The following is a 25931-nucleotide window of genomic DNA, read 5'->3' as shown; positions in this document are numbered from 1 at the left end:
AAACAAACTATCCTTTCCATCTGTATTCATCTGCGTTTATCTGCGTTCATCTGCGGTTAAAAAATCTTCCTTACTCATCCGCAGAACCAAATGACGAAAACGCCAACTTAAAATACCACTCGCAAAAGCCAACCCCAAAGCCAAACCACCCCACAAACCAACCCCACCCCAATCCAGATAAATACCCATCATATACCCACTAACAAAGCCCACAATCCAGTAAGCAAAAACCCCAATCAACATAGGAACCCTCGTATCCTTTAATCCCCGCAAAGCGCCGGCAGCAATCACTTGAATGCCATCAAATATTTGAAACATCGCGGCGACTCCTAAAAGAGAAATCGCAAGTTTAACAACCTCTAAATTTTCTGGAGCTTTAACATTCAGATAAATCCCAACAATTCTCTCAGGAAATATCCAAAAAATCACAGCCATCATTCCCATAAAAATCGCACCGATAGCAATGCCGACATATCCCGCTTGTTGAGCGCCCTTCGGATCATTTTTCCCAATGCTTTGCCCAACCCTAATCGTCGTGGCATAGGAAATTCCAACCGGCACCATAAACGTCATGGCAGCAGTCTGCAAAGCGATTTGATGTGCCGCTAAAGTAACCGTTCCTAAATATCCCATCAAAAAAGTCGTCGCTGCAAACAATCCCGCCTCAAATGTAAATAGCAGCCCAATGGGCCAGCCAATTTGAAAGATTTCCCAAAATGTTCGACGATTAAACTGATGAAAATAAGGAAAAATCTGGTAACTTTTGAAATGTTCATTGAAACTCACAAAACCGACTGCCGTGGCAAACATCACCCAGTAACTCAGTGTGCTTCCCCATCCAATGCCGGCTAAACCGAGAGCCGGTAAACCCCATAAACCGAACATGAGGACATAATTTGCTGCAACATTTAAAAACACGCCGCCTACCATAATCACCATCACAACTCTAGGCCGGTTAAGCGCGGAAACTACATTTTTTAAAACAGCAAATCCCATGCTTGCAGGGAATCCCCAAACAATCGCACGGAGATAACTTTCTGCTAAAATAACATTGCTGGGTTCTTGACCAAACTGCCGCAAAATTGGCCCCATATTCCAAATTAACAGCATAAAGGGAATAGATAAGGCAATTGATAGCCAAAGTCCCTGTACGGCAACACAACTCACTTGCTTTGATTCGCCGGCACCATCCGCAACTGCCGCGAGAATACCAACAGAAGAAACAATGCCGGTGCTAATTAACATCAATGCAGAGAAAGTGACTGCACCCAAAGCACCGGCAGCTAAACTTTGACTTCCCAGTAACCCCATCATGACTGTGTCGAAAAAGTTAGTGCCGGCTTGTGCGAGTTGTGCCGCCGCTAAAGGAATCGCCAGTAACAGACAAGCTTTAGCTTCGGCTAAGACTTTTGATATAAACCTAAGGTTTCTAAAGCTTAGTTTTTTGGAAAACATGGATCAAATTAACAAAAATCTTCAAAGCCAACTTTAAATTATTACTCAAATCAAGTTTATCTGTGTCTACCTGCCGGCAGACTATCCTCAACATCTTTGGTTAACAAAAAATCAAATTTTAAAAACTTAGTTCAAGAAATTGATAGTTTTTAATAAACAAGGGTATTCAATAGTAATTTATTTTGAGAGATATGTTAAAATATTTATCCTGAATTATTAATTTTAACATAAATAGTCAGGACTTCTGCAATCGAGTGCCGGCAGAAAAGTTATAGTAGAAAAACCCACAGTGAACATAGCTCAAGATGAGTGCATTTGCTCCCGCTTACGTTCTTGCCCTAGACCTCGGAACCACCGGCAACCGCGCCATCCTGTTTAATCGGGAAGGAAGCGTCGTTAGTTCTGCTTACAAAGAGTTAACGCAATATTACCCCCAGCCCGGTTGGTTAGAACACGATCCGAGAGAAATTTGGCTAGATACCTGTTGGGCAATGCAAACAGCTTTGCAGAAAGCGGGAGTCACTGCAAAAGATGTCGCAGCAATTGGGTTAAGCGTACAGCGAGAAACCTGTCTTTTGTGGGATAAAATAACAGGGCGACCGCTGTATAATGCCATCGTTTGGCAAGACCGGCGCACTGCACCCCTGTGTCAACAATTAACTGAGCAAGGTCATGCAGTAGAGATTTACGAACGCACCGGCTTATTTATTGACGCCTATTTTTCCGCCACAAAAATAGCTTGGTTGCTCGAACATATTAAGCAGGAATATCCGCCGATTGACCTCGATAATATAATTGCCGGCACCATCGATACCTGGATTCTTTGGAATCTCACCGGCGGCAAAACCCACGCCACCGATCACAGCAATGCCAGCCGCACAATGCTAATGAATTTGGCTGAGCAAGATTGGGATAAAAAATTGCTAGAATTATTTGAAATTCCCCCGCATTTCATGCCAGAAATCCAGGCATCTTTGGGACTCTTCGGACACACTCTAGCAGAATTATTAGGCGCAGAAATTCCCATCACAGCCATTTTAGGAGATCAGCAAGCCTCACTCTTCGCTCACGGTTGTGATCGTCCGGGTTTGTCAAAATGCACCTACGGAACCGGCAGCTTTTTAGTCGCTCATACCGGCAACAAAGTCACACGTTCTCAATACCAACTTCTCTCAACAGTTGCCTGGACACAGATAGGAACCGATCAAAAAATTCAAACCGGCTATGCTTTAGAAGGCAGTATGTTTACCACCGGCGCTTGCGTGCAGTGGTTGCGAGATGGCATTAAACTGATTACAGCGGCGGCTGATACTGAAATGATGGCGCAGCGAGTCGCTGATAACGGAGGCGTTTACTTTGTGCCGGCACTCAGCGGTTTAGGCGCACCCCATTGGGATATGAACGCCAGAGGCGCATTTTTTGGCATCACCGCCGGCGTACAGCGAGAACATCTCGTGCGTTCCGTAGTCGAGGCGATCGCTTTCCAAGTTAAAGAAGTTGTCCAGGCAATTAATCAAGATAGCGGCACAGATATCACCACTTTAAAAGTAGACGGAGGAGCGTGTCAAAATAACTTTTTAATGCAATTTCAAGCCGATGTTTTAGGGATACCCGTGGAACGTCCCGTCCTCCTCGATGCTTCCGCTCAAGGCGCTGCTTTTGCTGCCGGTTTAGCCGTTGGTTTTTGGAAAGATTATACAGCGCTAACAGATTCTTGTCAAATTGACAAAACGTTTTATCCAGGTGCAGGAATGATGCCGGCGCAGGAAAGTTTCAGCAAGTGGTGTGAAGCGGTTAAAAGATCGAAATCCTGGGTTCAATAACGAATTTTTAGAATGGCCGGTATTAAGAAATTAAGAAGTAAAAAATATCGCACTTATTATGAAGTGATGGTGATGTAATGGATGAGTTAGAGCAATCGTATAGAATTCTCGGCCTTGAACCTGGTGCTTCTGTTGAAGAAGTGAATCAAGCCTATAAAGACTTAGTGTTTGTTTGGCATCCTGATCGCATTCCTAAAGATAATCCCAGGCTGCAACAAAAAGCTGAAGATAAATTAAAAGAAATTAACCATGCGCGGGATAAATTGCGCTCAGCCAGACGACAAGGTAAAACTCAAAAAAGTCAGCCACAGTCAAATTCAAATAAAGAGCGCGAACCCTCACGTTCTTACTATCAAAGAGAAAGGCAAAAATCCTCTCAATATTCATCTCACTATTCCTCTGAACCTCAATATCAAGAAAAAAAACCGAGTTCTGATTTGAGTGGACGAGATTTTAAGGGAGCAAATTTGCAAGAAAGGGATCTATCAGGAAGAAATTTGAGTGATGCAAATTTGAGTGATGCAAATTTAAGTGATGCTTTTATGCACAAAGTAAATTTGAATGGAGCAAATTTGGAAAGAGCAAATTTATTCCGAGCAAATTTGCTGCAAGCTTCTCTCAAAAATGCAAATTTACGAGACGCTAATTTAGTGGGAGCCGATTTCAGTGGAGCTGATCTCAGCGGAGCCGATCTCAGAGGCGCAAAAGTCGGATCGAGAGATCGAATTTTGGTAAAATTAACTGGAGCAAAGTTAACCGGAGCAATTCTGCCTGATGGGACAATTCACGCCTAAACTGATAGTTAGATAAAGGCGTAAGAGTTACAGAAGATAGTTTTTTGTTTCTCTAGCTTATTTATTTGCTAACAGTATTTTTGCTCGAAAAATACAAACTTTTGTTTCATAATCTATTTAACGTTGTCACCTTAAAATCAGGTTTTCTTAAACCTAGCTACCGGGAAATAAATAACCGCTGTCAGGCAGTTCGGTCTCGCTGATTATCGCCAGTTGGAGCGCTTCACTGATTCGACAGGACGTGTAGTAGCAAATAGCCCAAAGCAATTTGTACTTGGGCTGCGAACTGGCAAGCAGCTTCTCGAACTGGTCACTCCATAAAATTGTAGATTGGCCGTTGCGGTTGTTCTTCACAAAATAACACCAGTGTTGCTCTTTTGATATTAGAGCAATAGCGGAATCCTTTCACTGTAAGCGCTTGCAACGGAAAATGCTAAGTAATCAGTCAAGCTTATGAATGGAGCGGGCTGTCTGCAACGGAAAATCAAGCATTCCAGCTATTCCTATAAGGAAAATCTATATGGCTCTGATATTTGAGAGGCCACATCAAACTCAAAAGTTGCTCTAACGGAATGGGATAATTTTGGATAGCTTCAGGGTGGCAGCCCCAACCCTTTATCCCTTACAGCAAGGAACAGCAATGCCATTTGAACCATTGGAAGATGCCGAGAATATTCTTGAGATATACAGTCCGGGTGAAATCCGCCTCTCGTTAGAGAGAATTCAAATAGTAAGCAGGCTGATAAAAAGTCTAGATAATCTTTTCTTGAACAGTGTAATAGCTGACAAGCGTTTGACAGATGAGGGTAGGCCAGCAAGACTCCTAAAGCTCGGAAGCTCTCAATGGGTCAAAGGAAAAATTAGGCTCAGGCTTCTTTTTGAATTTTGCCCTGATGAACCCGAAACTCCAGCTCTCCCTGCCTCCGGGCTAGATGAGTTTCGTCAGTAACCGTGCGTCAGTAATGATTTAGCGTTTGACCAAGTGTAACAATTTTGGATGACTTCGCGGGTGGCAGCCCCAAGCCTCTATCCCTTACAGCAAGGAACAGCAATGCCATTTGAACAGTTGGAAGGAGAGGAACACGTCTTCTCTACAGAAGAATCAGGGGTTGTTATTACTGGTAACAATCCTGCTAAAGTTCACATAACAGGTAGCTTATCAAAGTTTTTAAGTGATTCTTTAACGCGTCAGGTGACAGGGCAACCAGCCTGGATGGCTGAGGGTGTAGAAAGCCGACTTTTAAAAGTTGGTGCTTCTTCTTGGGTTAAAGGAAAAATTAGGTTCAAAATAGTGTTTGAGTTTTGCCCTGATGAACCAGCAGGGATACCTGAGCTAGAAGAGTTTCGTCAATGACTCGCCGGAAGAAGGGCTGCGGCAAACCACAGAGCCTAAAGTAACAATAAACGGCTATGTCTACCACTGTTTTAGTCCCCGCAAGGGGAGGAGTAATGCAACCAATCACTACTTAAGCGTAGATGATTAACATAACTCAGTGAAAATAAAGCGTAAGTGCCCAATACTTCGACTTCGCTCAGTACAAGTGCCCCATGCCCCATGCCCTCCCTTAATAATATGAATCGCCGGCGCTGGTTTTTGCTCCTTGTAAGCCTTGTGTTGATCGTGCTTTCCTGGTGGGGAATTGCGGCGGCGCGGAATGGGCTGATCGTGCGATCGCTCGAACGAGAGGGAGTGCCCCTGCTTTACATGGCACCCCAAGAGGCGCAGAAAGCACCGGCAGTGTTAGTGGCGCACGGGTATGCCGGCTCAAAGCAGTCGATGCTAGGCTACGCTCACGTTTTGGCACACAGCGGCTATGCTGTAATGCTGTGGGATTTTGTAGGTCACGCAGCCAACCCAGCATCCTTCCCAGCATCCTTGCCAGTATCCTTAGAACACGGTTCGCTGCAACGGGATCTCGATATTGCAGCCGCCGCGCTTGTGGAACAGCCCGAAGTCGATCCCGCACGTTTGGCGCTGCTGGGGCATTTAATGGGTGGCGGTGCAGTCATGAGAGCCGGCATCGCAAATGTCAACCGCTTTGCCGCAACCGTCGCAATTTCGCCCACCAGCGCAAATGTCACACCGGCAGCGCCGCGCAACCTGCAACTGCAAGCCGGCAGCTGGGAAGGCCGGTTTGTTGAGAATACACAGTGGATGTTAAGAGCTGCCGGTGGCGAAAATCCAAATTTTGCTCAAGCAAGGGCGCGATCGCTTCAAATCATTCCGAATGTAGCGCACATCACAATTCTTTTCAGCAACGCCAGTCACCAAGCTGCCAAAACATGGCTCAATGCCGCGTTCAATCTGCCAAACACCGACAACTATACAGATCGGCGCATGATTTGGTATGCCTTGCACTTAGGGGCATGGTTGCTTTTGCTGAGCGCAATTTCGCCAATATTAGCAGATCCCACCTTTGCGGCGAGGGCGAGGGTGCGTCCTCTCAAAAGCTGGGGAGGATTGCTTTTAGCCCCTGTTGCGGCAATCGGTGTACTAACATTAGCCAGTCGAACCAACAGCCCTGAGAACCTAGAAGGCTTGTTGGTAGTAGGAGGCTTGTTGGTAGGCGGTGCTGTCGCCCTGTGGTTTTTGGTCGGCGGCGTCGTTTGGCTGACATTCCTCGGTCGTTTGCCGCGTCCCACCCTGCGAAATGCCCTTTTAGGTGTGGCGCTGTTTGCGCTGCTTTGGGTGGCATTTGGAGCAATGGCACAGGTGGTTTGGTTGCAATGGTGGCTGATTCCGGCACGATTAAAATTATGGCCGGTTTTATCCTTGGCTTGTTTCCCTTGGTTTTTGGCTGCCGGTTTATCGCAACAAGATGCTGGAGTTGGAAACCGAATTTTATGGTGGCTGGGGCAAAGTGTGGCGCTGGTGGGAGGTTTCTTTTTAACCTGTTACCTCGTTCAACTTGGTTTTATGTTTTTATTGCTGCCGGTTTTTCCTGTCATCATTGCCATTCTTTCATTGGCTGCTGCCCAAGTTAATGAAGCGTGGAGTTATGGAATTGGAAGTGCGCTTTTCTTCGGCTGGATTTTAGCAGCCGGTTTTCCCTTAGCTGGTTAATGAATGCTTAATCAAAGACAGCACAATTAGACAAAATCTATTTATACTGCTGTTTGAGAAAAGTGAGACTTTAGCAGCACGTTCATTGAATCAGGGATCAGAACTTACGATCACTTCCAAGCTAGACCAGCGTTCGCGCAACACACCGGCAAGCGCCCGCAACCCCCACTCCTCACACCGGCGATGACCGGCTGCAACCACCGCAATGCCGGTTTCCCGCACAGCCGATAAAGCCGGCTTCCGCAACTGGCCGGTGATGTAGATCTCAGCACCCCGCAATGCCGCTTCCCGCACCAGTGCATCAGTCATTGCCCCCATTACAGCCACCCGACACAGGTTATTCTGGGTGCCGGCAAAAATTTCCTCAGAACCTCCAAAAACTTCATTTAAACGCTCACAAAAAATAGGAAATTTCGCTAGAGTAATTTCCCCTATCATTCCAATTGGTCGCCCTTCTTTTTCCCCTAATACTTCTAATTCCGATATCCCCAAAACTTCAGCTAGACGGGGATTAAAACCAAGCGTTAGGCGTTCATCAAAAGCCAAATGATAGGCCACAATGCCGATATCTGGTGTGAGTTGTCCCGCTTCAAGTTTCCAAGGCCGGTGTAAAAACAAAGCATCTAATTGTTGTTCTTTCGTCCAATTTTTTAACTGCATCCCAGGCTCTAATGCTAACCCGAAGCGGCGAACCGGCCTTGAGGAGTGGTGATAGATTCCCCCTCTTTCTTTCTCTTCAAAACGATTAACCGCAAAAAAACTGTCTAAAAACTGTGCTATATTTTCTAAAACAATCATCAAAAGTAGCCGGTAATATTTAAAGCGCTAAATCTAAACCGCCCAACTTAAATATAAACTACCAAAGCGGCCAGAAATCCAGGAACAACAACTATGAAAAGTGAAACCATCGAGCTTTTATCCAGTCGGGAGTTAGACAAAATGCGAACGGCTGGGCGTTTGGCTGCCGAACTCCTCTGCTATCTTGAACCGCTGGTAAAACCTGGAGTCAGCACCCTAGAACTCAACGACGAAGCGGAACGCTGGACAAAAGCACAGGGAGCTAAAAGCGCTCCGCTCGGTTACAAGGGTTTTCCCAAGTCTATTTGCACGAGCATTAACGAAGTGGTTTGTCACGGCATTCCCAACGCCAAGCAAATTCTTCAAGACGGTGACATTATTAATATCGATGTCACCCCAATTGTTGATGGCTATTACGGCGACACCTCGAAAACATTCTTCGTTGGAACGCCTTCCCCTTTGGCGAAAAAGCTTGTCGAAGTAACCCACGAGTGCCTGAAAAGAGGAATTGCTGAAGTTAAGCCAAACGCTCGCATTGGAGATATTGGTGCCGCAATTCAAGAGTATGCTGAGGCAGAGGGCTTTTCCGTCGTACGAAACTTTGTCGGGCATGGGGTTCACCGCGTTTTTCACACTGCCCCTGAGATTCCCCACTACGGGAAACGGGGAACCGGCAAGCGTTTGAGAGCCGGCATGGTTTTCACAATCGAACCAATGATCAATGAAGGCACTTGGGAAGTCGATGTGCTTGAGGATGGTTGGACTGCTGTCACCCAGGATCGCAAGCTTTCCGCCCAGTTTGAGCATACTGTGACGGTTACGGCAGATGGGGTTGAGATTCTGACGCTGCCGGATAGGGGTTAGGGGCATTGGGCATGGGGCATGGGGGATTGGGCATGGGGCATTGGGCATTGGGCATGGGGGCGAGTTTTCTAGAAACCGGCCCCTATAGTCGCAGGAGAGAAAGGGTTCCTTCCTTTTCTAAGCCATCACCGGCGTGCCTTGCTTTTGCTGGGCCAATTCTTGAAGCCGACGAATGCGTTCTTCTGTTGGTGGGTGAGTCAGGAAGAGGGACTGCAACCCTTTTTTAGATGTGGGATTGACAATTAGCAGTGACGACATCGTTGGGTTGCCGTTCATGGGGATCTGGTGGCCCATTTCTTCTAGCTTCTGTAGCGCACTGACAAGTCCTAGGGGGTTGCCGGTGATTTCAGCGGCACCCAAGTCAGCGGCATACTCTCGCGTCCGAGAAATCGCCATCTGAATTAAACCGGCAGCAACCGGCGCTAAAACAATTAAAAATAGTGTACCGAGTGCGTTTCCACCCCGCCGATCATCCCGCGTTACCGGCCCGTAAAGCGCCCCAAATGTTAGAATCCGCCCAGCAAATGTCAGTGCACCGGCAATCGTGCCGGCAACTGCCCCAGTTAGGGTGTCGCGGTTGCGAATGTGGGTCAGTTCGTGTGCTAAAACGGCTTCAAGTTCCTCAGGCGAAAGTAATTCTAAAATCCCTTGTGTAACTGCCACTGCCGCGTGTTCCGGATCTCTGCCGGTGGCAAAGGCATTTGGAGATTTTGTGGGGACGATAAATAATTTTGGCATTGGAATGTCGGCACGTTCGCTCAAAGAAGCGACCATATCGTACAGTTCCGGTGCTTCTTGACGCTCTAGTGGCTGAGCGCGATAGGCCATTAACACAGCTTGATCCGAATAATACCAAGAGCTAATACTGCTGAAGGCTGCAAAGGCCAAACCGAGATAAAGTCCCTGCTCATTACCCACTAAATAATAGCCACCGAGAACCAAAAGACCGCTCAGCAGTCCCAGCAGCGCCGCTGTTTTGATTTGATTGATCCCACGCATAATTTTTCGTTTGTGATTGTTAAGATTTTTTTCCTGATTACTTTTAAGTTCTCAGATTTCGGTGGGATTGCGTCTCTACCCCATGAATGAAATGCCTCTGCGACTGCCGGCAGAACTACAGGATGAGCCGGCTCTAGCCCTGCGAAGTTGGGATAACCTGACAGTGGAATCCAACCCGTGAGGCAATATGTTCATCACCTTAATTGCAGACTACGGCATCGGCGATCCCGCATTTGCAGAGGTTACACAACGTCTTTTAATGGCACTACCGGCATCACAAGTCCACTGCCTCTCCGTGCCGGCGTTCAGTACCCTGGCAACCGGCTTCTGGGTCGCGCAACTTGGCCTTAATCCTGGCCCAGAGGAACGTTTGATTTATCACAACTGCGCCCCCCGCAAAGACGATCCAGAAGCGCGGCAAAATAATGAAGGAGAGGGTTTGACCTATGCCTTGCTGCCCAATGGCGTGAAAGTTGTGGGAGTCTTTGCCGGCTACACTTTTTCCTTCATCAAAGACCATGCACAAGAAATTCGTAATGTCAAGGTTTCCAGAGGCGGTTCTCAGTTTCGTTCACGAGATGTATTTCCCACTGCAGCTACCGATATTGCCAAAGGTGATAGCAGCCTTTTGGGAGAGCGTTTGAAACCCGACCAAATCGTCTCCGCACCCAACGATCGCATCGCCTGGATCGATGGCTACGGCAACATCAAAACCACTATTCCCGCCGACACTCTCGACCTGAAACCCGAAACTAAGGTCGCGATTCGTGTGGGAGATGTGGTGAGTGATGCAATTTATACCGATGGCACCTTCGATGTGCCGGAAGGGACTCTGGCTTTCGCACCGGGGAGTTCTGGTTGGGACGCTGCCGATGGGAAACAACCGATTCGCTGGATGGAGCTGTTTTTGCGAGGCGGTAGTGCCTGGAATCGCTTTGGCAGACCCCGCGTGAACCAGTTGGTGACTCGCCTTGGTTAAAGTTTTGCAGCCGGTGTCTGACGGATAGCTACACTTCCCCAGACTCACTACCCATCAGAACTTAAGGCCCAGCACAGGCGGCGTTGAGGGGATCTGTCTCACCCCTCAGCACTCACCCACTTCCCACTCAGGACTCAGAACTGGGCACTCAGGACTAAATCAGGCGGCTTCTACCCCATTGTCTAATACGGCTCTCCTCACTGCCGGCAGTCCCTCTAGAGCGGTACATTAAATCAAGAAGTAAACAAAATGTTACAGCGTTAGATTTTGAGAGTCTCCCCCCTGCTCCAAACAGCGAATTTGGGCCGTAGCTCCAAAAATTTGAGAGGAATTAGCCATGTTTGAACGCTTCACAGAAAAATCTATTCGGGTGATTTTGCTAGCCCAAGAGGAAGCACGTCGCCTCAAACACAACTTTGTCGGAACAGAGCAAATCCTCTTGGGTATCATTGGCGAAGGAACCAGTAATGCCGCAAAAGTGCTGAAAGAGCAGGGCGTTAACCTGAAGGATGCACGGGTTGAGGTGGAAAGAATTATTGGTCGGGGTGCCGGCTTTGTGCCCTCAGAAATTCCGCTGACGCCTCGCGCCAAGAGCATTTTTGAGACATCTTTGAAAGAAGCGAATTTGTTAGGGCATAACTACATCGCCCCCGAACACATTCTGCTGGCACTGCTGCAAGAGTCTAAAGGTGTGGCAGGAAAAGTCCTGGAAAACTTGGGCGTTGACATGACGCAGTTGCAAGCGCAAGTGATTGAGGAACTCTCAGACGTGCCGGCATCCGTCCCCACCGCCGCCGGCAGCCAGAATAGCAGCAGCCGCACCAAAGCCCCTACCCTGGAAGAGTTTGGCACCAATCTCACCAAGCAGGCAGCCGAAGGCAAACTCGACCCGGTTGTAGGACGCGAGGCGGAAATCGAGCGGGTGATTCAAATTCTGGGTCGTCGTACGAAGAATAATCCCGTCTTAATTGGCGAACCGGGAGTCGGTAAAACGGCAATTGCCGAAGGTATGGCCCAGCGTATTGTCAGCAAGAACGTCCCCGACATTCTTGAGGACAAGGAAGTGATCATGCTGGATATGGGTTCGCTGCTAGCCGGCACTCGTTTCCGGGGTGAGTTTGAAGAACGCCTCAAGACGATTATGCAAGAGGTTCGCAGTGCCGGCAACATTATCCTAGTGATTGATGAAATCCACACGTTGATCGGTGCCGGTGGATCAGAAGGTGGTATTGATGCTGCCAATATCCTCAAGCCGGCATTAGCACGGGGTGAATTGCAGTGCATTGGCGCAACCACCCTGGATGAGTACCGCAAGCATATTGAGCGCGATGCCGCCTTAGAACGCCGGTTCCAGCCGGTGAAAGTTGGCGAACCCAGCGTTGCGGAAACCATTGAAATTCTCTTCGGGTTGCGCTCAACTTATGAAGAACACCACAAACTGACCATCTCTGATGAAGCGATAGATGCTGCTGCCAAGCTTTCAGATCGCTACATCAGCGATCGCTTCTTGCCGGATAAAGCCATCGACTTGATTGATGAAGCCGGCTCAAGAGTCCACCTGATGAACGCCCAGGTATCACCGGCAATGAAGGCGCTTAAGCAAGAACTGCCGAAAGTGACGAAAGAAAAAGAAGCGGCGGTGCGGGATCAAGACTTTGATAAAGCGGGACAGTTGCGAGATCGCGAACTAGAACTGCAAGCTGAACTCAAAGCCGCTGCCAATAGCAAACCCGAAGTCACCCAAAAGCCAATTGTCACCGAAGAAGACATCGCCGACATTGTCGCCAGCTGGACAGGCGTGCCGGTGAGCAAACTTACCGAGTCTGAATCTGAAAAGCTGCTGCACATGGAAGACACTCTGCACCAGCGTCTTATCGGGCAAGAAGAAGCGGTAACAGCCGTTTCTCGCGCCATTCGTCGCGCACGAGTTGGCTTGAAGAACCCCGACCGGCCTATCGCCAGCTTTATCTTCTCCGGGCCAACCGGCGTTGGGAAAACCGAGCTAACCAAAGCCTTGGCTGCCTATTTCTTCGGTTCAGAAGAAGCGATGATCCGACTCGATATGTCGGAATTCATGGAACGCCACACCGTCTCCAAACTCATCGGTTCCCCTCCCGGATACGTGGGTTATGACGAAGGTGGCCAGCTAACTGAAGCCGTACGCCGGCGTCCTTACACGGTGGTGCTATTCGACGAAATCGAAAAAGCTCACCCCGATGTCTTCAATATGATGCTACAAATCCTTGAAGACGGACGCTTAACCGATGCCAAAGGTCGTACAGTAGACTTCAAAAATACTCTACTGATCATGACCTCTAATATCGGGTCTAAGGTGATTTCCAAAGGCGGCGGCGGTTTAGGTTTCGAGTTTGCAGAAAGCCAAACAGACGCGCAGTACAACCGCATTCGTACTCTGGTGAATGAAGAACTCAAGCAATATTTCCGACCTGAGTTTATCAACCGGCTCGATGAAATTATCGTCTTCCGTCAGTTAAGCAAGGATGAAGTCAAACAAATCGCAGATATCTTGCTGCGCGATGTCTTTAGCCGGCTATCTGAGCAAGGCATCATTTTAGACGTAACTGAACGGTTTAAAGACCGCTTAGTTGAGGAAGGTTACGATCCCAACTATGGTGCTCGGCCCCTGCGCCGCGCGATTATGCGTCTGTTAGAAGATGTTCTTGCCGAAGAACTCCTTGCCGGCCACATTAAAGAAGGCGATAGTGCCATCGTTGATGTGGATGAAAACGGTCAAGTTAAGGTGGTGCCGGCTGACTCCCACGAACAGCTACCGCAATTAGCCTTATCTCGTTAAGCAGTCCGATCCTGATGTAGAGACGTTGCACATAACGTCTCTACAAACCATCCCAGTTTCACTGGATATATACCACAAATAAACGCAGATGAGCCTTGAATTCATCTGCGTTTATCTGCGTTTATCTGCGGTTAAAAAAAGATGCCGGCTGCTCACAAATAGTCGAACCGGCGAACATAGCCACTCACTCGATTAGACAATAACACCGGCTTGATTAATCGTCTCTTGCACTATCAGTGAAATAATTCCATCGGTGTAAGTTGTAAAACCATTGGCACTGCTACTGGTAAAGCCGGCAAAATTACCAGAGACAACATCACCGGCATTTCCTAAAACCCGCAAGGTGCTTGTGGTTTCAGAAAGATTTCGTAAGTCGCTGACATTAAGCGTGAAAATGTTATTGCCAGTGCCGGTGATATCAATAATTTCAACCCCGGCAATTTTGATATCTGCAACGGTGGTTAAATCAAGATTAAATGTGCCATCAAGACGGAGGGTATCGGTTCCTAAACCCCCGTCAAGGCGTTTAAAGGTGAGATCGCTGATGCCGAGAATGTCATCCCCAGCACCACCATAAAGCACATCAGTGCCCCCATTGCCGGCTATCGTATCATTGCCTTGAGCGCCAATCAGGACATCGGCGGCGGTGGTGCCGGTGAGGTTGTCGTTGCCGGTTGTGCCTTGCTGGGTGACGCTGCCGGTGAAATCCCCCCCAAATATCACATAGGATTTGCCAGGAAGGTTAAGATTGATCCTTCGTTCGGCCCCATAAGGAGCGCCGATAACTAAGTCAGCAAAGCCATCCCCGTTCACATCGCCTCCCCCACTGACTGAAGTGCCGGCATGGTCCTCAATACCACTGGCATTAATAACAAAGCCACCATTGCCGGCAGCTACATCACTTAAACTCACCACCGAACTATCTGTTTTGCCAAACACGACATAGGATTCTCCAGTTCCTCCAGGATCGGCTAAAGGAGCACCGATAATCAGATCATCCAATCCATCACCGTTGACATCCCCAACTCCACTGACCCTGTGTGCAGAAAAGTCTAATGGATCGATACCATTGATGACAAAGCCACCATTTCCTGCACTCACGTCGCTCAGATTCACCGCAGTTGTATTTGACTTGCCGAATATCACATAAGATTCTCCAGCTTGCTCCACTCCTCCTGGATCGCCATGAGACGCACCAACAATTAAATCAGGCAGACCATCCCCATTGACATCTCCGGCTCCACTAACTGAAACGCCGGCACTATCTCCTGGATCAATACCATTAAGGACAAAACCGCCATTCCCAGCAGCGACATCACTTAGATTAACTGTGGTATTACTCGCTTTGCCGAACACGACATAAGCTTTTCCTGAGCGAGTAACAGGACGAGTGTCTGGCAGTCCCCAATCTTCAGGTACACCAATAATAAAATCATCCAATCCATCCCCATTGATGTCACCCAAGCCACTAACAGAAAGGCCGGTAGCGTCCGCAACGTTAATGCCATTAATGATAAAGCCACTACTCCCCAAATTATTCAAATCAATTGCATTGGTATCAGTCTTACCAAATACCAAATATGCTTTTCCTGGATCAGCCGGGTTAAACGGCGGCCCCTCCAGCTCACTTGCGCCAATAATGAAGTCAGCAAGACCATCGCCATTGACATCTCCTGCATCACTGACTGACCAGCCGGCTCGATCATTACGCTCAATGCCGTTAATAACAAAGCCACTATTTTCAAGAACAATGTTGGACAAGTTCACGGCATTGGTATTAGACTTGCCAAAAACTACATAAGACTTTCCAGCATTTTCATTCCCATTAAAATCAGCAGAGGGAACACCAACAATCAGGTCAAAAAACCCATCACCGTTAACATCCCCTGCTCCACTGACTGCATAGGTGGTACTAATATCTAAGGAACGATTGATATTGATAAGGAAGCCACCATTACCGACAACGACATCACTGAGATTAATCGCAGTGCCATCAGCTTTCCCAAATACCACATAAGATTGTCCAGTGAAACCTGCCAGAGGAGAATTAATTATCACATCAGCGAGTCCATCGCGATTGACATCACCTGCATCACTGACTGAGTAGCCAGTGATATCACCCGGCTCAATGCCAGACATGACAAAACCCCCGGCACCGGCAGGTAAATCAGTCTGCGTCTCCACCGCACTCAACTCCACTGCCGAGACGACCGACACATTCACCGTTGCTGTATCCGTACCACCCTTGCCATCCGATATCGTATATTCAAAGGAAAACGAATTTGTTGTTGCCACCCCCGCATTGGCTCGAAAAGTCACCACTTCATTTTCTAGAACCACTGTGCCATTCACCGGATTTGATACGGCTGTAATTGAGAGCAGATTTCCTTCCACATCCGTATCATTGGCTAGCAAATCAGCTACCGGAATTTTTAAGAGATTGCTCAACACTACAGCCGATGTTGTGTCATCCACTGCAACAGGTGGCGCATCATTAATTGGTGAAATTTCCACTGTCACCGTTTGAGTATCCGTGCCACCTTTGCCATCAGCTACCGTATAACTAAACGTGCCGGCACTTCCCCAAGCATTCGCTGCCGGCACCAATTCTAAAGCCGTTAACTCAGCTAATGTTAAAGTCTGATTGACCGCCACAGAAGCGAGTGTTCCTGCCACCCGCACCACAGCTTTTGTGGGATCAGGAATGGTATTAATAATAACGGTGAGCGCATCTCCATCCGCATCAGTCGGTTGAGAAATTGCTAAAGAAATGCCGGCTGTATCTTCAACAACGGTGAAAGGTTTATCGGCTTGTGCCACCGGCAGATTATTCGGGGGGATTTCATTGAGATCGTTGACATTAATGACAATATCTTTTTCAAAAGTATTGCCGGCCCTATCTGTGACGCGCACCCGAATGCTGTGATTGCTACTGGTTTCAAAGTCTAATAAGGTGCCATCTGCAACTTTTATCTGCTCATTGTCAACACTAAAGCGTCCACCGGCATCCTCAACAAGGGTGTAAGTCTGGGAATCTCCTACATCTATATCTGTTGTCGAGAAATTCCCAATCACAGTGCCGACTGCGCTATTTTCATTAACATTGTTCTCTGATAAAGCGATATCAGTCGGTGGGTTGTTAGTAGGTGTGGGTTCCGGTGTTGGTGTCGGTTCCGGGGTCGGTGTGGGAGTAGAGCCTGGTGTTGGTGTCGGTTCTGGTGTTGGTGTCGGTTCTGGTGTCGGTTCTGGTGTTGGTGTCGGTGCCGGTGTCGGTATGGGAGTAGAGCCTGGTGTTGGTGTCGGTTCCGGTGTCGGTGTCGGTATGGGAGTAGAGCCTGGTGTTGGTGTCGGTTCTGGTGTTGGTGTAGGAGTAGATCCTGGTGTTGGTGTCGGTTCTGGTGTGGGAGTAGACCCTGGTGTTGGTGTCGGTGCCGGCACTTCAATCACGATTGCGATTTCAGAGGGATTTAAGGTGTCTATCCCTTTTAAAATGGCTAAATATTCACTGCTTCCTTTATCTTGAATAATTGTATGGTCGGCATACTCTCCGATGCCGGCAAAAATATTCAAGTCGGCAAATTTTATCCCACCAATTAATTCGATTTCATCGATTTGTTTGTTGAAGTCTAAAATCCAATCGGCATCGCTGATTTTTGCGCCGCCGGTTGATAAATATCCGGCTACGTCTTGGCGAAGACCGATGACAAAGCTATCTTTTCCTTCTCCCCCTGTGATTGTATCTGCACCTAAATCCCCACACAGCCGGTCGTTGCCAATATCTCCATATAAGTAATCATTGTCTTTGCCACCATGAACGGTATCGTTGTCTTTACCGCCTTGAATTGTATCTTGGTTTTCATTGCCGTTGACCCAGTCATCACCGGCATTGCCGTTGATATAGTCGCTGCCGGTGTAGCCACATAATAAGTCTGCAGCATCATTTTGTGACTTTACTGGGTCACTACTGCCACCGATGACACTGTCATTACCTTCGTCTCCCCAAACTGTGTCGTTTCCCAAATCCCCCCACAAATGGTCATTTCCTTTTCCTCCGTGGAGCAGATCGTTGCCTTGACCGCCTTGCACTGTATCATTGCCGGTGTTGCCATTGAGGTGATCTTCTGCGGCGTTACCTTGAATATAATCATCTTCTTCCATTCCAAAAATGAAGTCATCTCCACTCTGTGAAAGTAAGATGTCTTTTTGTGGCGTTCCTTGAATAACATCACTACCAACTGACCCATTAAACACCGGCATATTTTTTGCTCCCTGAAATTCAGTCTAAAGACACAACAAATTTCGCAAATATTTTTATCTATTGGTAGATTTGAATGGATATTTTTTTAAGGAATGATAAAATACTTTAGGAATTTTGTTTCAGTCTAACTATAAGCATTTATATCAAATATTAATTTTTAATTAAGTTTATTTGCTCAGTTACTTAACTGCTATGTAGAGATTAACTTTTAATTAATTTATAGCATCCTATTAATAGGTTTTTCGTAGCTAAAATGAAAATTGTATAATAAATGACTTTTGGTTAAGCTATTATGGCGATAGACTTTCATTTTTACACTCTGCTCAAAATTCGCAATATAATTATTGAAAGATGCATTCAACAGGCCAGTAACTCTATTAAAAGTTGCGTTTTCTAAGCAAATAAGTCAATGGCTCCCACTGCGGAGAGCTAAGTTCACAACTCCTTATTTAGTCAAGCTACTTACTTAAAAGTTTCTCGCCGCCAGTTTTATTATTAGGATTGCCCGCGTTATTTTACTTAATTATTTTTATTTTTTTAATAAATAATGACAGTATATTTTATGAAATAAAAAGTAGACTTGCAAACAATTTAAACTTTATTTTAGCCAAACTTATCACTTTACTAGCGGAAAAACGAAGTTATTCACTGAGCTAGGTACTAATAGACACAACAGCAGGGGCGACAACTTTATCAAATTTGATAGTTGTCGCCCCTAAAAACTGAGATTGTTGAATATGCCGGCTAACCTACACTGCTAACACGAAACCAGCGATAGCCGTAAGCTTCTAATTGGATAGAATTCAAATCACCATCAAGCGGCTCGTACTCGTGGTCTGCTAGCACTTCGATGGGGTGTTTCATCTTGCAATCATTCGATTTAATCGTAACAGTACAAGCTTGATCCGCAAGATTGTGTAGGGCAATGATAGCCCGATTCTCCCACTCACAGCAGTGCGCGAACACACTTGAGTGATCGGTTTCCAAGATGCGCCACTTTCCTTTGCCGAATTCTGGATACTGCTTGCGCGTGCGAATTAACCGTTCCATCCAGTTCAGCAAAGAATTCGGATCGCGCTGCTGATCAATAACATTAACCCGCTCATACCCATACTCGCCTTTGGAAATGATGGGTTGTGCGAGTGCCTCCTGGGGTGCTGTGGAGAAACCGCCATTTTTTTCGCCCGACCATTGCATCACTGTGCGGACGCTAGTGCGGCCCTCAAGCGAGAGGTCATCGCCCATGCCAATTTCATCTCCGTAACGCAATAAGGGCGTTCCCGGCAGGCTAAGCAGCAAGCTATAGACCAGTTTCACATAACGCGGGTCACCTCCTAGCATCGGTGGCAGGCGACGACGGATGCCCCGCCCGTAAATTTGCATATTCTCTTCGGGTGCAAACGCGGCAAAGATTTCTTTTCGTTCATCTTCGCTGAGTTGATCGAGGGTTAGTTCGTCGTGATGGCGGATGAAGTTTAACCACTCGCCGGTGTGTGGAATTTCCGGTAATAGTTTCAATCCCTCACTGATAGAAGCTGCCTCTTTGCGGGCAAGTCCGAGGAATAGATGCTGGTTTAGCAAAAAGCTAAATAGCATTTGCATTCTGTCCCCATTTCCAAAGTACACAGGGATTTTATCGGGCGCGACATTTGCCTCAGCTAGTAATATTGCATCGCCGCGCCGTTCTGCAACAAACTCTCGCATCTGGGGCAAAAAGCTGCAAAGTTGCTTCATATCCGGGTTGTCTATCCCGTATGGTTCGATTAGGTAAGGGGCGGCGTCTATGCGAAAGCCAGATACTCCAAGTTCTAACCAGAAGCCCATGATTTTCCAAATTTCTTCACGAACTGCCGGGTTGCTAATATTTAAGTCCGGCTGTTCTTTATAAAAGTTGTGCAGGTAATATGCACCGGCTTGTTCGTCGTACTCCCAAATGCTATCTTGTTCACCGGGAAAAATGAGTTCGGCTTGGGGTTTTTCGGGTGGGTTCTCTGACCACACGTAGTAGTCGCGATACTTCGAGTTTTTGTCAGATCGGGCGGCCTGAAACCAGGGATGCTGATCTGAGGTGTGGTTTACGACAAGGTCAATGATGACACGAATGCCGCGCTCTTTTGCCTCATGCATGAACTCTACGAAGTCTCCGAGGGTTCCCAGACGCGGATCGACGCTGTAGTAGTCCATTACGTCGTAGCCGTTATCTCGATTTGGGGAGGGGTAGAACGGCAGCAGCCACAGGCAGGTTATTCCTAACCCAGATAGGTAATCTAAGCGGTTCGTGAGACCGGCAAAGTCACCGATGCCATCACCGTCAGAGTCCATAAAGGTTTCGACATCGAGGGAGTAAATGATTGCGTTTTTGTACCAGAAGTGTTTCATAAGGTTGGAATTGATTACTGATTGCAGGTTAACAATTTTACTAGGGGCGCAATTCGCAGTGTACCCAAAGGGAATAACATTCGGGTGATAAATGTTGAGTTTGAGCCATAATTTATTGCGCTGAGAAAGCTTTGTCCCTACTTTCTGCGCCTGATCACCCAGATAGCAAATGCAACGATAAGAACGACAACAACAATTTTGGAAACAGGGCCAAGAAACTTTTCTACAAGCTGATAGTTTTGACCCAGCACATAGCCGGCATAGGTTAATAAAGCGGCCCACAAGGCACTGCCGGCACTGGTGTAAAGTAAAAATTTACCGAAGTGCATATTATTGAGACCGGCTGGCAGTGAAATCAGAGTGCGGACTGCCGGCACGATGCGACCAAAAAATACAGCAATGCCACCGTGTTTGCCAAACCACTGCTTCGACTTCTCAATATCTTTGCTTGATAGTGTCAGCCACTTGCCATACTTGTCAGCTAACTTTTTCAGGCGATCTTCGCCTAAATACTTGCCGGCATAGTACCAAGGCAATGCCCCCAGTACGGAACCTACCGTCCCCGCGAGAATCACATAGGGAAGTTTTAGTTTTCCCAGCGTTGCCGTAAATCCTGCTAAGGGCATAATAAGTTCTGAAGGCATGGGGGGAAATATGTTCTCTAGAAACATCAGCAGAACAATTCCCAAATAGCCTAAAGAGTTGATGGTACTTGTTATCCAGTCGAGCATTGGATTGTTTTTTTTTGTTAGGCACTAGAAACAGAGAGATTAAAAACTAGCCTTTAGCCGGCAGTCCTTTTTTTTAGTTGCCGGCATAGGCTATGGTGCTGAGTAAAGCATTTTCTGACTGACGGGAATCTAGCCGAGTATGCTGCACCACAATCGGGATATCTGACTCGATAACACTCGCATAATCAGTGTCGAGAGGAATCGGTTCCGGATCGGTTAAACTGTTAAAGCACAAATGAAGTGTGCGTCTGGCTGGAACAGTAACTCGGTAAGGGCCGGCAGGTTCGCGATCACTAAAGTAGATGGTAATTTCTACATAAGCATCTTGGTCTAAAGTGTTTAGCAAACAGGCCGTTTCATGGCTGGTAAATTGCGGTTCTGGCCCGGTACTTCCAGCGGGAATGTAACCTTCTGCAATTGCCCATCGCGTGTTTCCAAGTGGTTTAGTCATAAATCATCTTTTTTGGTATTTGTCAAGATTTTGTTACTAGGTTTTAGTTATTTTGCCGGCTCATTAATGGCGAATAACAGAAATGTGTTACTGAACACTGCAAAATGATGTTTAGCCCGAAGGTACAGTTAATGGCAAACCTGAAAACTCGGTAACTCCTCGTCGTCGCGCCGGCAGCCTATTGAGAACGGCAGTTGATGCAATGATTGCGCCCTTAAGTAATGCCAAACGTGAAGGCTTGCCGGCATTAGCTTGCAAGAAAAGGGTGCTCCAAAAATTGGTGGTAGCGAATATTGAAGTAAAGCCTCCCATGAAGGCTGCGAATACGCTTTCTTTGAATGCCCTATTTTCTAGGAAAAAAGCGTAGGCTATTTGCTTACATCTATCCAGGGAAATAATTTTTTGCAGCAAATTTTTGTTTGTTTCGCATTTATGTTGCATTCCTTCGCCTTCTAGTGTCGTCTTCTTCATCCTGCCCTTCACAAGTCTGGGCGCTATTTCAGTTCGGGTAAGAATTACCGCTATCTCTACCGAGATTACTTAGCCGAAAAAACTACCCAATATGCTTTCCCAAGAATCCCCGCACGACTGAGCAACGCAGGAGAAATTTGGTTAAGCATGGCATTACCTTTATTCTGATTTCAATTTTCTTCAGCGGCCAAAACTAACCCCGACGCATTCGTTACGAGGCAAAGTCTTATATTGGCAATTATGCCTTGAATCTACTTAATTTTGCGGTTGTATAGCGTCTCTAGCCATCTATCTTTAGTCTGATATCTTTGCTTAACTCATCTTTCCAGCAAGCATCAGCGGGCAGATATCGCTGGTAATGGAAGGCACTTGCAGCCAATTATCCCTACTTCATAACCTCTGAATGGGATGCTGATTCCCGTGCAAAGGGGATTGTTGAGATGGTTGGGAAAATAGCTCATTTTCCCCTGACTGATATTCAGCAAATGCCGGGGGATAACAATAGTGTTAAAGGTGTGAATCTCTAGTTTTATTAAAAATTCAACAGATAAATCATCTGTGTATTGCTGCCGGCATCCTACACCATCATTCGTCTTTATCTGTGTCCATCTGTGGTTAATGATCTTATAAAATTTATCATATAAGATCATTAACCCATACTCCTAAAAACCGGCTTCCCACTATTTTAAGGTTTTTAGTGTTAAAACCTGCGGCGGTGTAGAATCCGGTGGATAAATTAAATCGACACGTAGGTTATTGCGGCTATTTGCCGGCATTGTCAAAGTTAACAAAGGTTCTAACACTTGACCTGTTTTGTGCCACAAATGCACGTAACGAGTCACCGGCTTCCCTGCCTCATCCTTGTAACTCAAGCGCACCGTTCCCCGGAAAAAGGGGAAATCTTGGGAAGGCTTACGAAAACGCAAACCGGCTTTTGAAAGGCGGTCTTCTTTTAAGGGAGTTTCTAAGGTTAAAGTGACTGTTTTTTGTTGATTTGTGGGATTGTAAAGGGGTAGAGTTAGGTTATATTCTACCGCATAATTTCCGTGGGCTTCATAGGCAGTATCAGGATAGCGGACGAGCATTTTTGCGGTCTGATTTTGGCCGGTGCCTAATTGTCCGCCGCGTAAGGTACTGATTGGATAGGAAATGGGTTTTTCTGGCTGAGGAAGCGTTAAATCTTTGCTGCCGGCACTGTCAGTTATTTGCGCTTTCCATAAAGAACCAGAGGCTACACCGGCAACGCGTCCATAAATCAATTGACCGCCCTTTTGTTCCGGGGGACTGGGTGCTTTATCGCGTGGCATTGCTAAGCCGCTGGTATCTAAAAGATTTTGCCATTCTTCCAAAGTTGGGGCGCGATCTTTTCCCGCTGCATCTTTCGGTGCAAACATGGTTAAACTGGCTGCATAAACTTTACCACTACTTTGCAGTCGAATAATTGCAGACCGGCCATTAATCGGTTTTTCCAAATTCCGCACCGGCGTAGGAAGATTCATCAGCATTCGGCTGGAATTTGGGGGAATGACGATTTTATCTGGAAAATTAGCCTGTCTTTTGCCTTGCAACACATCTGTGCCGGCGCGATCTCCAGGGCCGGCGTAAACGGTATTATTGGGGTTTTCTACATAAGTGGGTAATTTAATATAGGGTGCATCTTGAGTTAAATAAGAAGCTGCCTGTAATACATTGACGGTGACAGGCGTTGAAGTTGGGTTGTGTAGAATCACACCGAGATAGAAAGTTTGTAAATCTTTTGGTGTGTGGGTTTGATGGTGAACAAATACGTCAAATCTTCCTTGGAAAGGGAAGTTTAAATGAGCGGAAGGAACCTTTTTTCCATTACCAGGAAAAGTCGAGAGCAAAATCCCTGGTGTCTTTACCCATTCTGGGCTATTACTGTTAAACATGGGGACAGTATCTAACTGACCCGGTAAAGGTCGCACTTCAGCCGGTTGCACGATTTCTTGATAGCTTGGCGGCGGCGGAGTTTGGGCGGTTACAGGGGAATTTGTGTCTTGTTTCGCGCATCCGAAATACAATCCGCCGGTTAAGCCGATTGCCAGAATTGATAAAATATAGGAAGGTATTTGTTTTCGCTGAAGCATGGGTAGGGTCGCGGCGCTTATACCGTTTTAGAATAGTCTTTATTTCTTGACGCAGACTTCCTCTAATTGATTCACCCGATTGGATGATTTGAATTTCTGGATTTCCCCCTAACTCACTATTTCTAAATCCCAACTCAACTAAAAACATTCCTACCCCGGCAACCAATAACCGGCAGCTTTATCCCCACAAAATAGATAAGCCGCCGATCTGATCGCAACAATTCCCCTTAACCGGCAACAGACACCGATTCCTTCACCTGATTTCGCAACAGCAACCCATACTCCAACCCCTCTACCACAGCTTGGTAGGAAGCATCCAGAATATTCCCGGAAACCCCCACTGTTGTCCAGCGTTGCAACCCATCCGCAGACTCAATCAGCACCCGCGTCTTCGCAGAAGTGCCGGCAGCCCCATCGAGAATCCGCACCTTATAATCTGTTAGCTGAAACTGAGCGATTTCTGGGTAAAAATTCACCAGCGCCTTTCGCAACGCCGCATCCAGGGCAGAAACCGGCCCGTTTCCTTCTGCCGCCTCCAGCAAATCCTTCCCATTCACCGCCACCTTAATCGTCGCCAAGGCATAAGACTCAACCCCGGCAGCGATATCGCAATGCACCCGAAACCCCTTCAACTCAAAAAACTGCCTGCGGCATCCCAACGCCGCCCGCATCAGCAGATCAAAACTTGCCTCAGCGCCTTCAAACTGATATCCCTCACTTTCCAACTCCTTCAGCCGGTGTAAAATTTGCCGGCATTGGGGATCTTGCTTATCCAAATCAATCCCAAATGTCCGCGCTTTCGCCAAAACATTACTCAACCCAGATTGCTCAGAAATCACAATTCGGCGCTGATTTCCCACTAATTCCGGTTGAATATGCTCGTAAGTTAAGGGATTTCGCTCCACCGCAGATACATGAATTCCGCCCTTATGAGCAAACGCCGAGCGCCCAACAAACGCAGCGTGTTCATCCGGAGCTAAATTTACCACTTCACTAATAAACCGGCTCGTATCCGCCAATTGTGCCAGCCGTTCCGCCTCAATGCAGGAAAACCCCAACTTCAACTGCAAATTCGGAATCACCGAACACAAATTCGCATTGCCGCAGCGTTCCCCATAGCCATTCATCGTTCCTTGTACCATTCTCGCGCCGGCGATCACTGCCGCCAAAGCATTCGCCACCGCCGTTTCCGAATCATTATGGGTGTGGATGCCTAATTTGGGCATGGGGGATGGGGCATTGGGCATTGGGGATTGGGCATTGGGCATGGGGGATGGGGCATGGGGGATGGGGGAAATCGCTTTGACGACATCCCGGACAATGTCAGCAATTTCATGGGGCAAGGTTCCCCCATTGGTATCACACAAAACCAGCCATTCCGCGCCGGCAGCCATCGCCGCCTCTAGGGTTTGCAGTGCATAATCCCGATTTTGCTTATAGCCATCAAACCAGTGTTCCGCATCATAAATCACGCGCCGGCCTGATGATTTCAAAAACTCAATCGTGTCCCGAATCATCGCCAAATTCTCATCCAGACTGGTTTTCAGCCCTTCCGTAACCTGCAGATCCCAAGACTTGCCGAAAATCGTCACCCAACGCGTGCCGGCGGCTAAAATTGGTTGCAGCATCGTATCTTCCGCCGCCGTTGTGCCCGGTCGCCGCGTCGAACAAAACGCCACCACTTCCGCTTGTTGCAGGGGTTCTTCCTTCAATTGCCAAAAAAACTGCACATCCTTCGGATTCGCCCCCGGCCAACCCCCCTCAATAAACGGAATCCCCATCTGGTCTAACTTTCGGGCAATCCGCAACTTATCCTCAATTGACAGCGATAGCCCTTCACGCTGAGCACCATCGCGCAGCGTCGTATCGTAGATCCAAATTTGGTTAGAAGTAGGTGAGGTCATGGGGGAAATAGAAAAAGAAGGCACAAAACTATTTTAAG

The 25931-nt window shown here is 47.2% G+C and carries 18 protein-coding genes; 8 read left to right on the top strand and 10 right to left on the bottom strand.

The window, feature by feature from the left end; all coding sequences use genetic code 11:
• Window positions 1-36: 36 nt before the first annotated feature.
• A complete protein-coding gene (locus tag H6F73_RS07955) occupies window positions 37-1455 on the bottom strand; it encodes an MATE family efflux transporter (RefSeq protein ID WP_190758212.1) in 1419 nt (472 codons plus the stop codon).
• A gap of 305 nt (window positions 1456-1760) precedes the next feature.
• Between H6F73_RS07955 and glpK the strand changes: the two genes are divergently transcribed.
• From glpK to H6F73_RS07930, 5 genes are all read left to right on the top strand, one after another.
• The gene (glpK, locus tag H6F73_RS07950) at window positions 1761-3278 is read left to right on the top strand and encodes a glycerol kinase GlpK (protein ID WP_190758211.1); all 1518 of its coding nucleotides are present in this window, start codon (window positions 1761-1763) and stop codon (window positions 3276-3278) included.
• Window positions 3279-3355: 77 nt separating this feature from the next.
• Window positions 3356-4072, top strand: a complete 717-nt coding sequence (locus tag H6F73_RS07945; protein WP_190758210.1) for a pentapeptide repeat-containing protein — start codon at window positions 3356-3358, stop codon at window positions 4070-4072.
• 640 nt (window positions 4073-4712) lie between these two features.
• The gene (locus H6F73_RS07940; RefSeq protein WP_190758209.1) at window positions 4713-5021 is read left to right on the top strand and encodes a KGK domain-containing protein; all 309 of its coding nucleotides are present in this window, start codon (window positions 4713-4715) and stop codon (window positions 5019-5021) included.
• 102 nt (window positions 5022-5123) lie between these two features.
• Window positions 5124-5426, top strand: a complete 303-nt coding sequence (locus H6F73_RS07935) for a KGK domain-containing protein (RefSeq protein ID WP_190758208.1) — start codon at window positions 5124-5126, stop codon at window positions 5424-5426.
• Between the two features lie 201 nt (window positions 5427-5627).
• Window positions 5628-7136, top strand: a complete 1509-nt coding sequence (locus H6F73_RS07930; RefSeq protein ID WP_199330447.1) for an alpha/beta hydrolase — start codon at window positions 5628-5630, stop codon at window positions 7134-7136.
• A 90-nt stretch (window positions 7137-7226) separates the two neighbouring features.
• Here the strand turns inward: H6F73_RS07930 and H6F73_RS07925 are convergent, their stop codons facing one another.
• Complete coding sequence (locus tag H6F73_RS07925; protein WP_190758207.1) at window positions 7227-7934, bottom strand: Nif3-like dinuclear metal center hexameric protein; 708 nt, start codon at window positions 7932-7934, stop codon at window positions 7227-7229.
• 93 nt (window positions 7935-8027) lie between these two features.
• Between H6F73_RS07925 and map the strand changes: the two genes are divergently transcribed.
• Window positions 8028-8798, top strand: coding sequence for a type I methionyl aminopeptidase (map, locus tag H6F73_RS07920; protein WP_190758206.1), 771 nt, complete (start codon window positions 8028-8030; stop codon window positions 8796-8798).
• Between the two features lie 117 nt (window positions 8799-8915).
• Here the strand turns inward: map and H6F73_RS07915 are convergent, their stop codons facing one another.
• Window positions 8916-9797 carry a M48 family metalloprotease gene (locus H6F73_RS07915; RefSeq protein WP_190758205.1) on the bottom strand — a complete coding sequence of 294 codons (882 nt, stop codon included), beginning with the start codon at window positions 9795-9797 and terminating at the stop codon, window positions 8916-8918.
• A gap of 187 nt (window positions 9798-9984) precedes the next feature.
• Between H6F73_RS07915 and H6F73_RS07910 the strand changes: the two genes are divergently transcribed.
• Entirely contained in the window at window positions 9985-10776 is a 792-nt protein-coding gene (locus H6F73_RS07910) for an SAM-dependent chlorinase/fluorinase (protein ID WP_190758204.1), read from the top strand.
• A gap of 337 nt (window positions 10777-11113) precedes the next feature.
• Entirely contained in the window at window positions 11114-13591 is a 2478-nt protein-coding gene (locus H6F73_RS07905; protein WP_190758203.1) for an ATP-dependent Clp protease ATP-binding subunit, read from the top strand.
• Window positions 13592-13783: 192 nt separating this feature from the next.
• Here the strand turns inward: H6F73_RS07905 and H6F73_RS07900 are convergent, their stop codons facing one another.
• The 7 genes from H6F73_RS07900 to cimA form a co-directional block, all read right to left on the bottom strand.
• Window positions 13784-17848, bottom strand: coding sequence for an Ig-like domain-containing protein (locus H6F73_RS07900; protein WP_190758202.1), 4065 nt, complete (start codon window positions 17846-17848; stop codon window positions 13784-13786).
• A gap of 745 nt (window positions 17849-18593) precedes the next feature.
• Window positions 18594-20228, bottom strand: coding sequence for an alpha-amylase family protein (locus tag H6F73_RS07895; protein ID WP_190758201.1), 1635 nt, complete (start codon window positions 20226-20228; stop codon window positions 18594-18596).
• A 137-nt stretch (window positions 20229-20365) separates the two neighbouring features.
• Entirely contained in the window at window positions 20366-20959 is a 594-nt protein-coding gene (locus tag H6F73_RS07890; RefSeq protein ID WP_190758200.1) for a DedA family protein, read from the bottom strand.
• A gap of 73 nt (window positions 20960-21032) precedes the next feature.
• On the bottom strand, window positions 21033-21410 hold the full coding sequence (locus tag H6F73_RS07885) for a sensory rhodopsin transducer (RefSeq protein ID WP_190758199.1): 378 nt from the start codon (window positions 21408-21410) through the stop codon (window positions 21033-21035).
• 111 nt (window positions 21411-21521) lie between these two features.
• Complete coding sequence (locus H6F73_RS07880; RefSeq protein ID WP_190758198.1) at window positions 21522-21881, bottom strand: hypothetical protein; 360 nt, start codon at window positions 21879-21881, stop codon at window positions 21522-21524.
• Window positions 21882-22561: 680 nt separating this feature from the next.
• Window positions 22562-23989 (bottom strand): DUF3370 domain-containing protein, encoded by a 1428-nt coding sequence (locus H6F73_RS07875; protein WP_190758197.1) that lies wholly within the window; start codon window positions 23987-23989, stop codon window positions 22562-22564.
• A 227-nt stretch (window positions 23990-24216) separates the two neighbouring features.
• The gene (cimA, locus tag H6F73_RS07870; protein ID WP_190758372.1) at window positions 24217-25893 is read right to left on the bottom strand and encodes a citramalate synthase; all 1677 of its coding nucleotides are present in this window, start codon (window positions 25891-25893) and stop codon (window positions 24217-24219) included.
• Window positions 25894-25931 lie beyond the last annotated feature (38 nt).

The sequence above is a fragment of the Microcoleus sp. FACHB-68 genome, assembly GCF_014695715.1.
Classification (GTDB): Bacteria; Cyanobacteriota; Cyanobacteriia; order Cyanobacteriales; family Oscillatoriaceae; genus FACHB-68.
The sequence above is the reverse complement of the archived record's forward strand: the minus strand, read 5'-3'. Positions and strand labels throughout refer to the sequence as shown.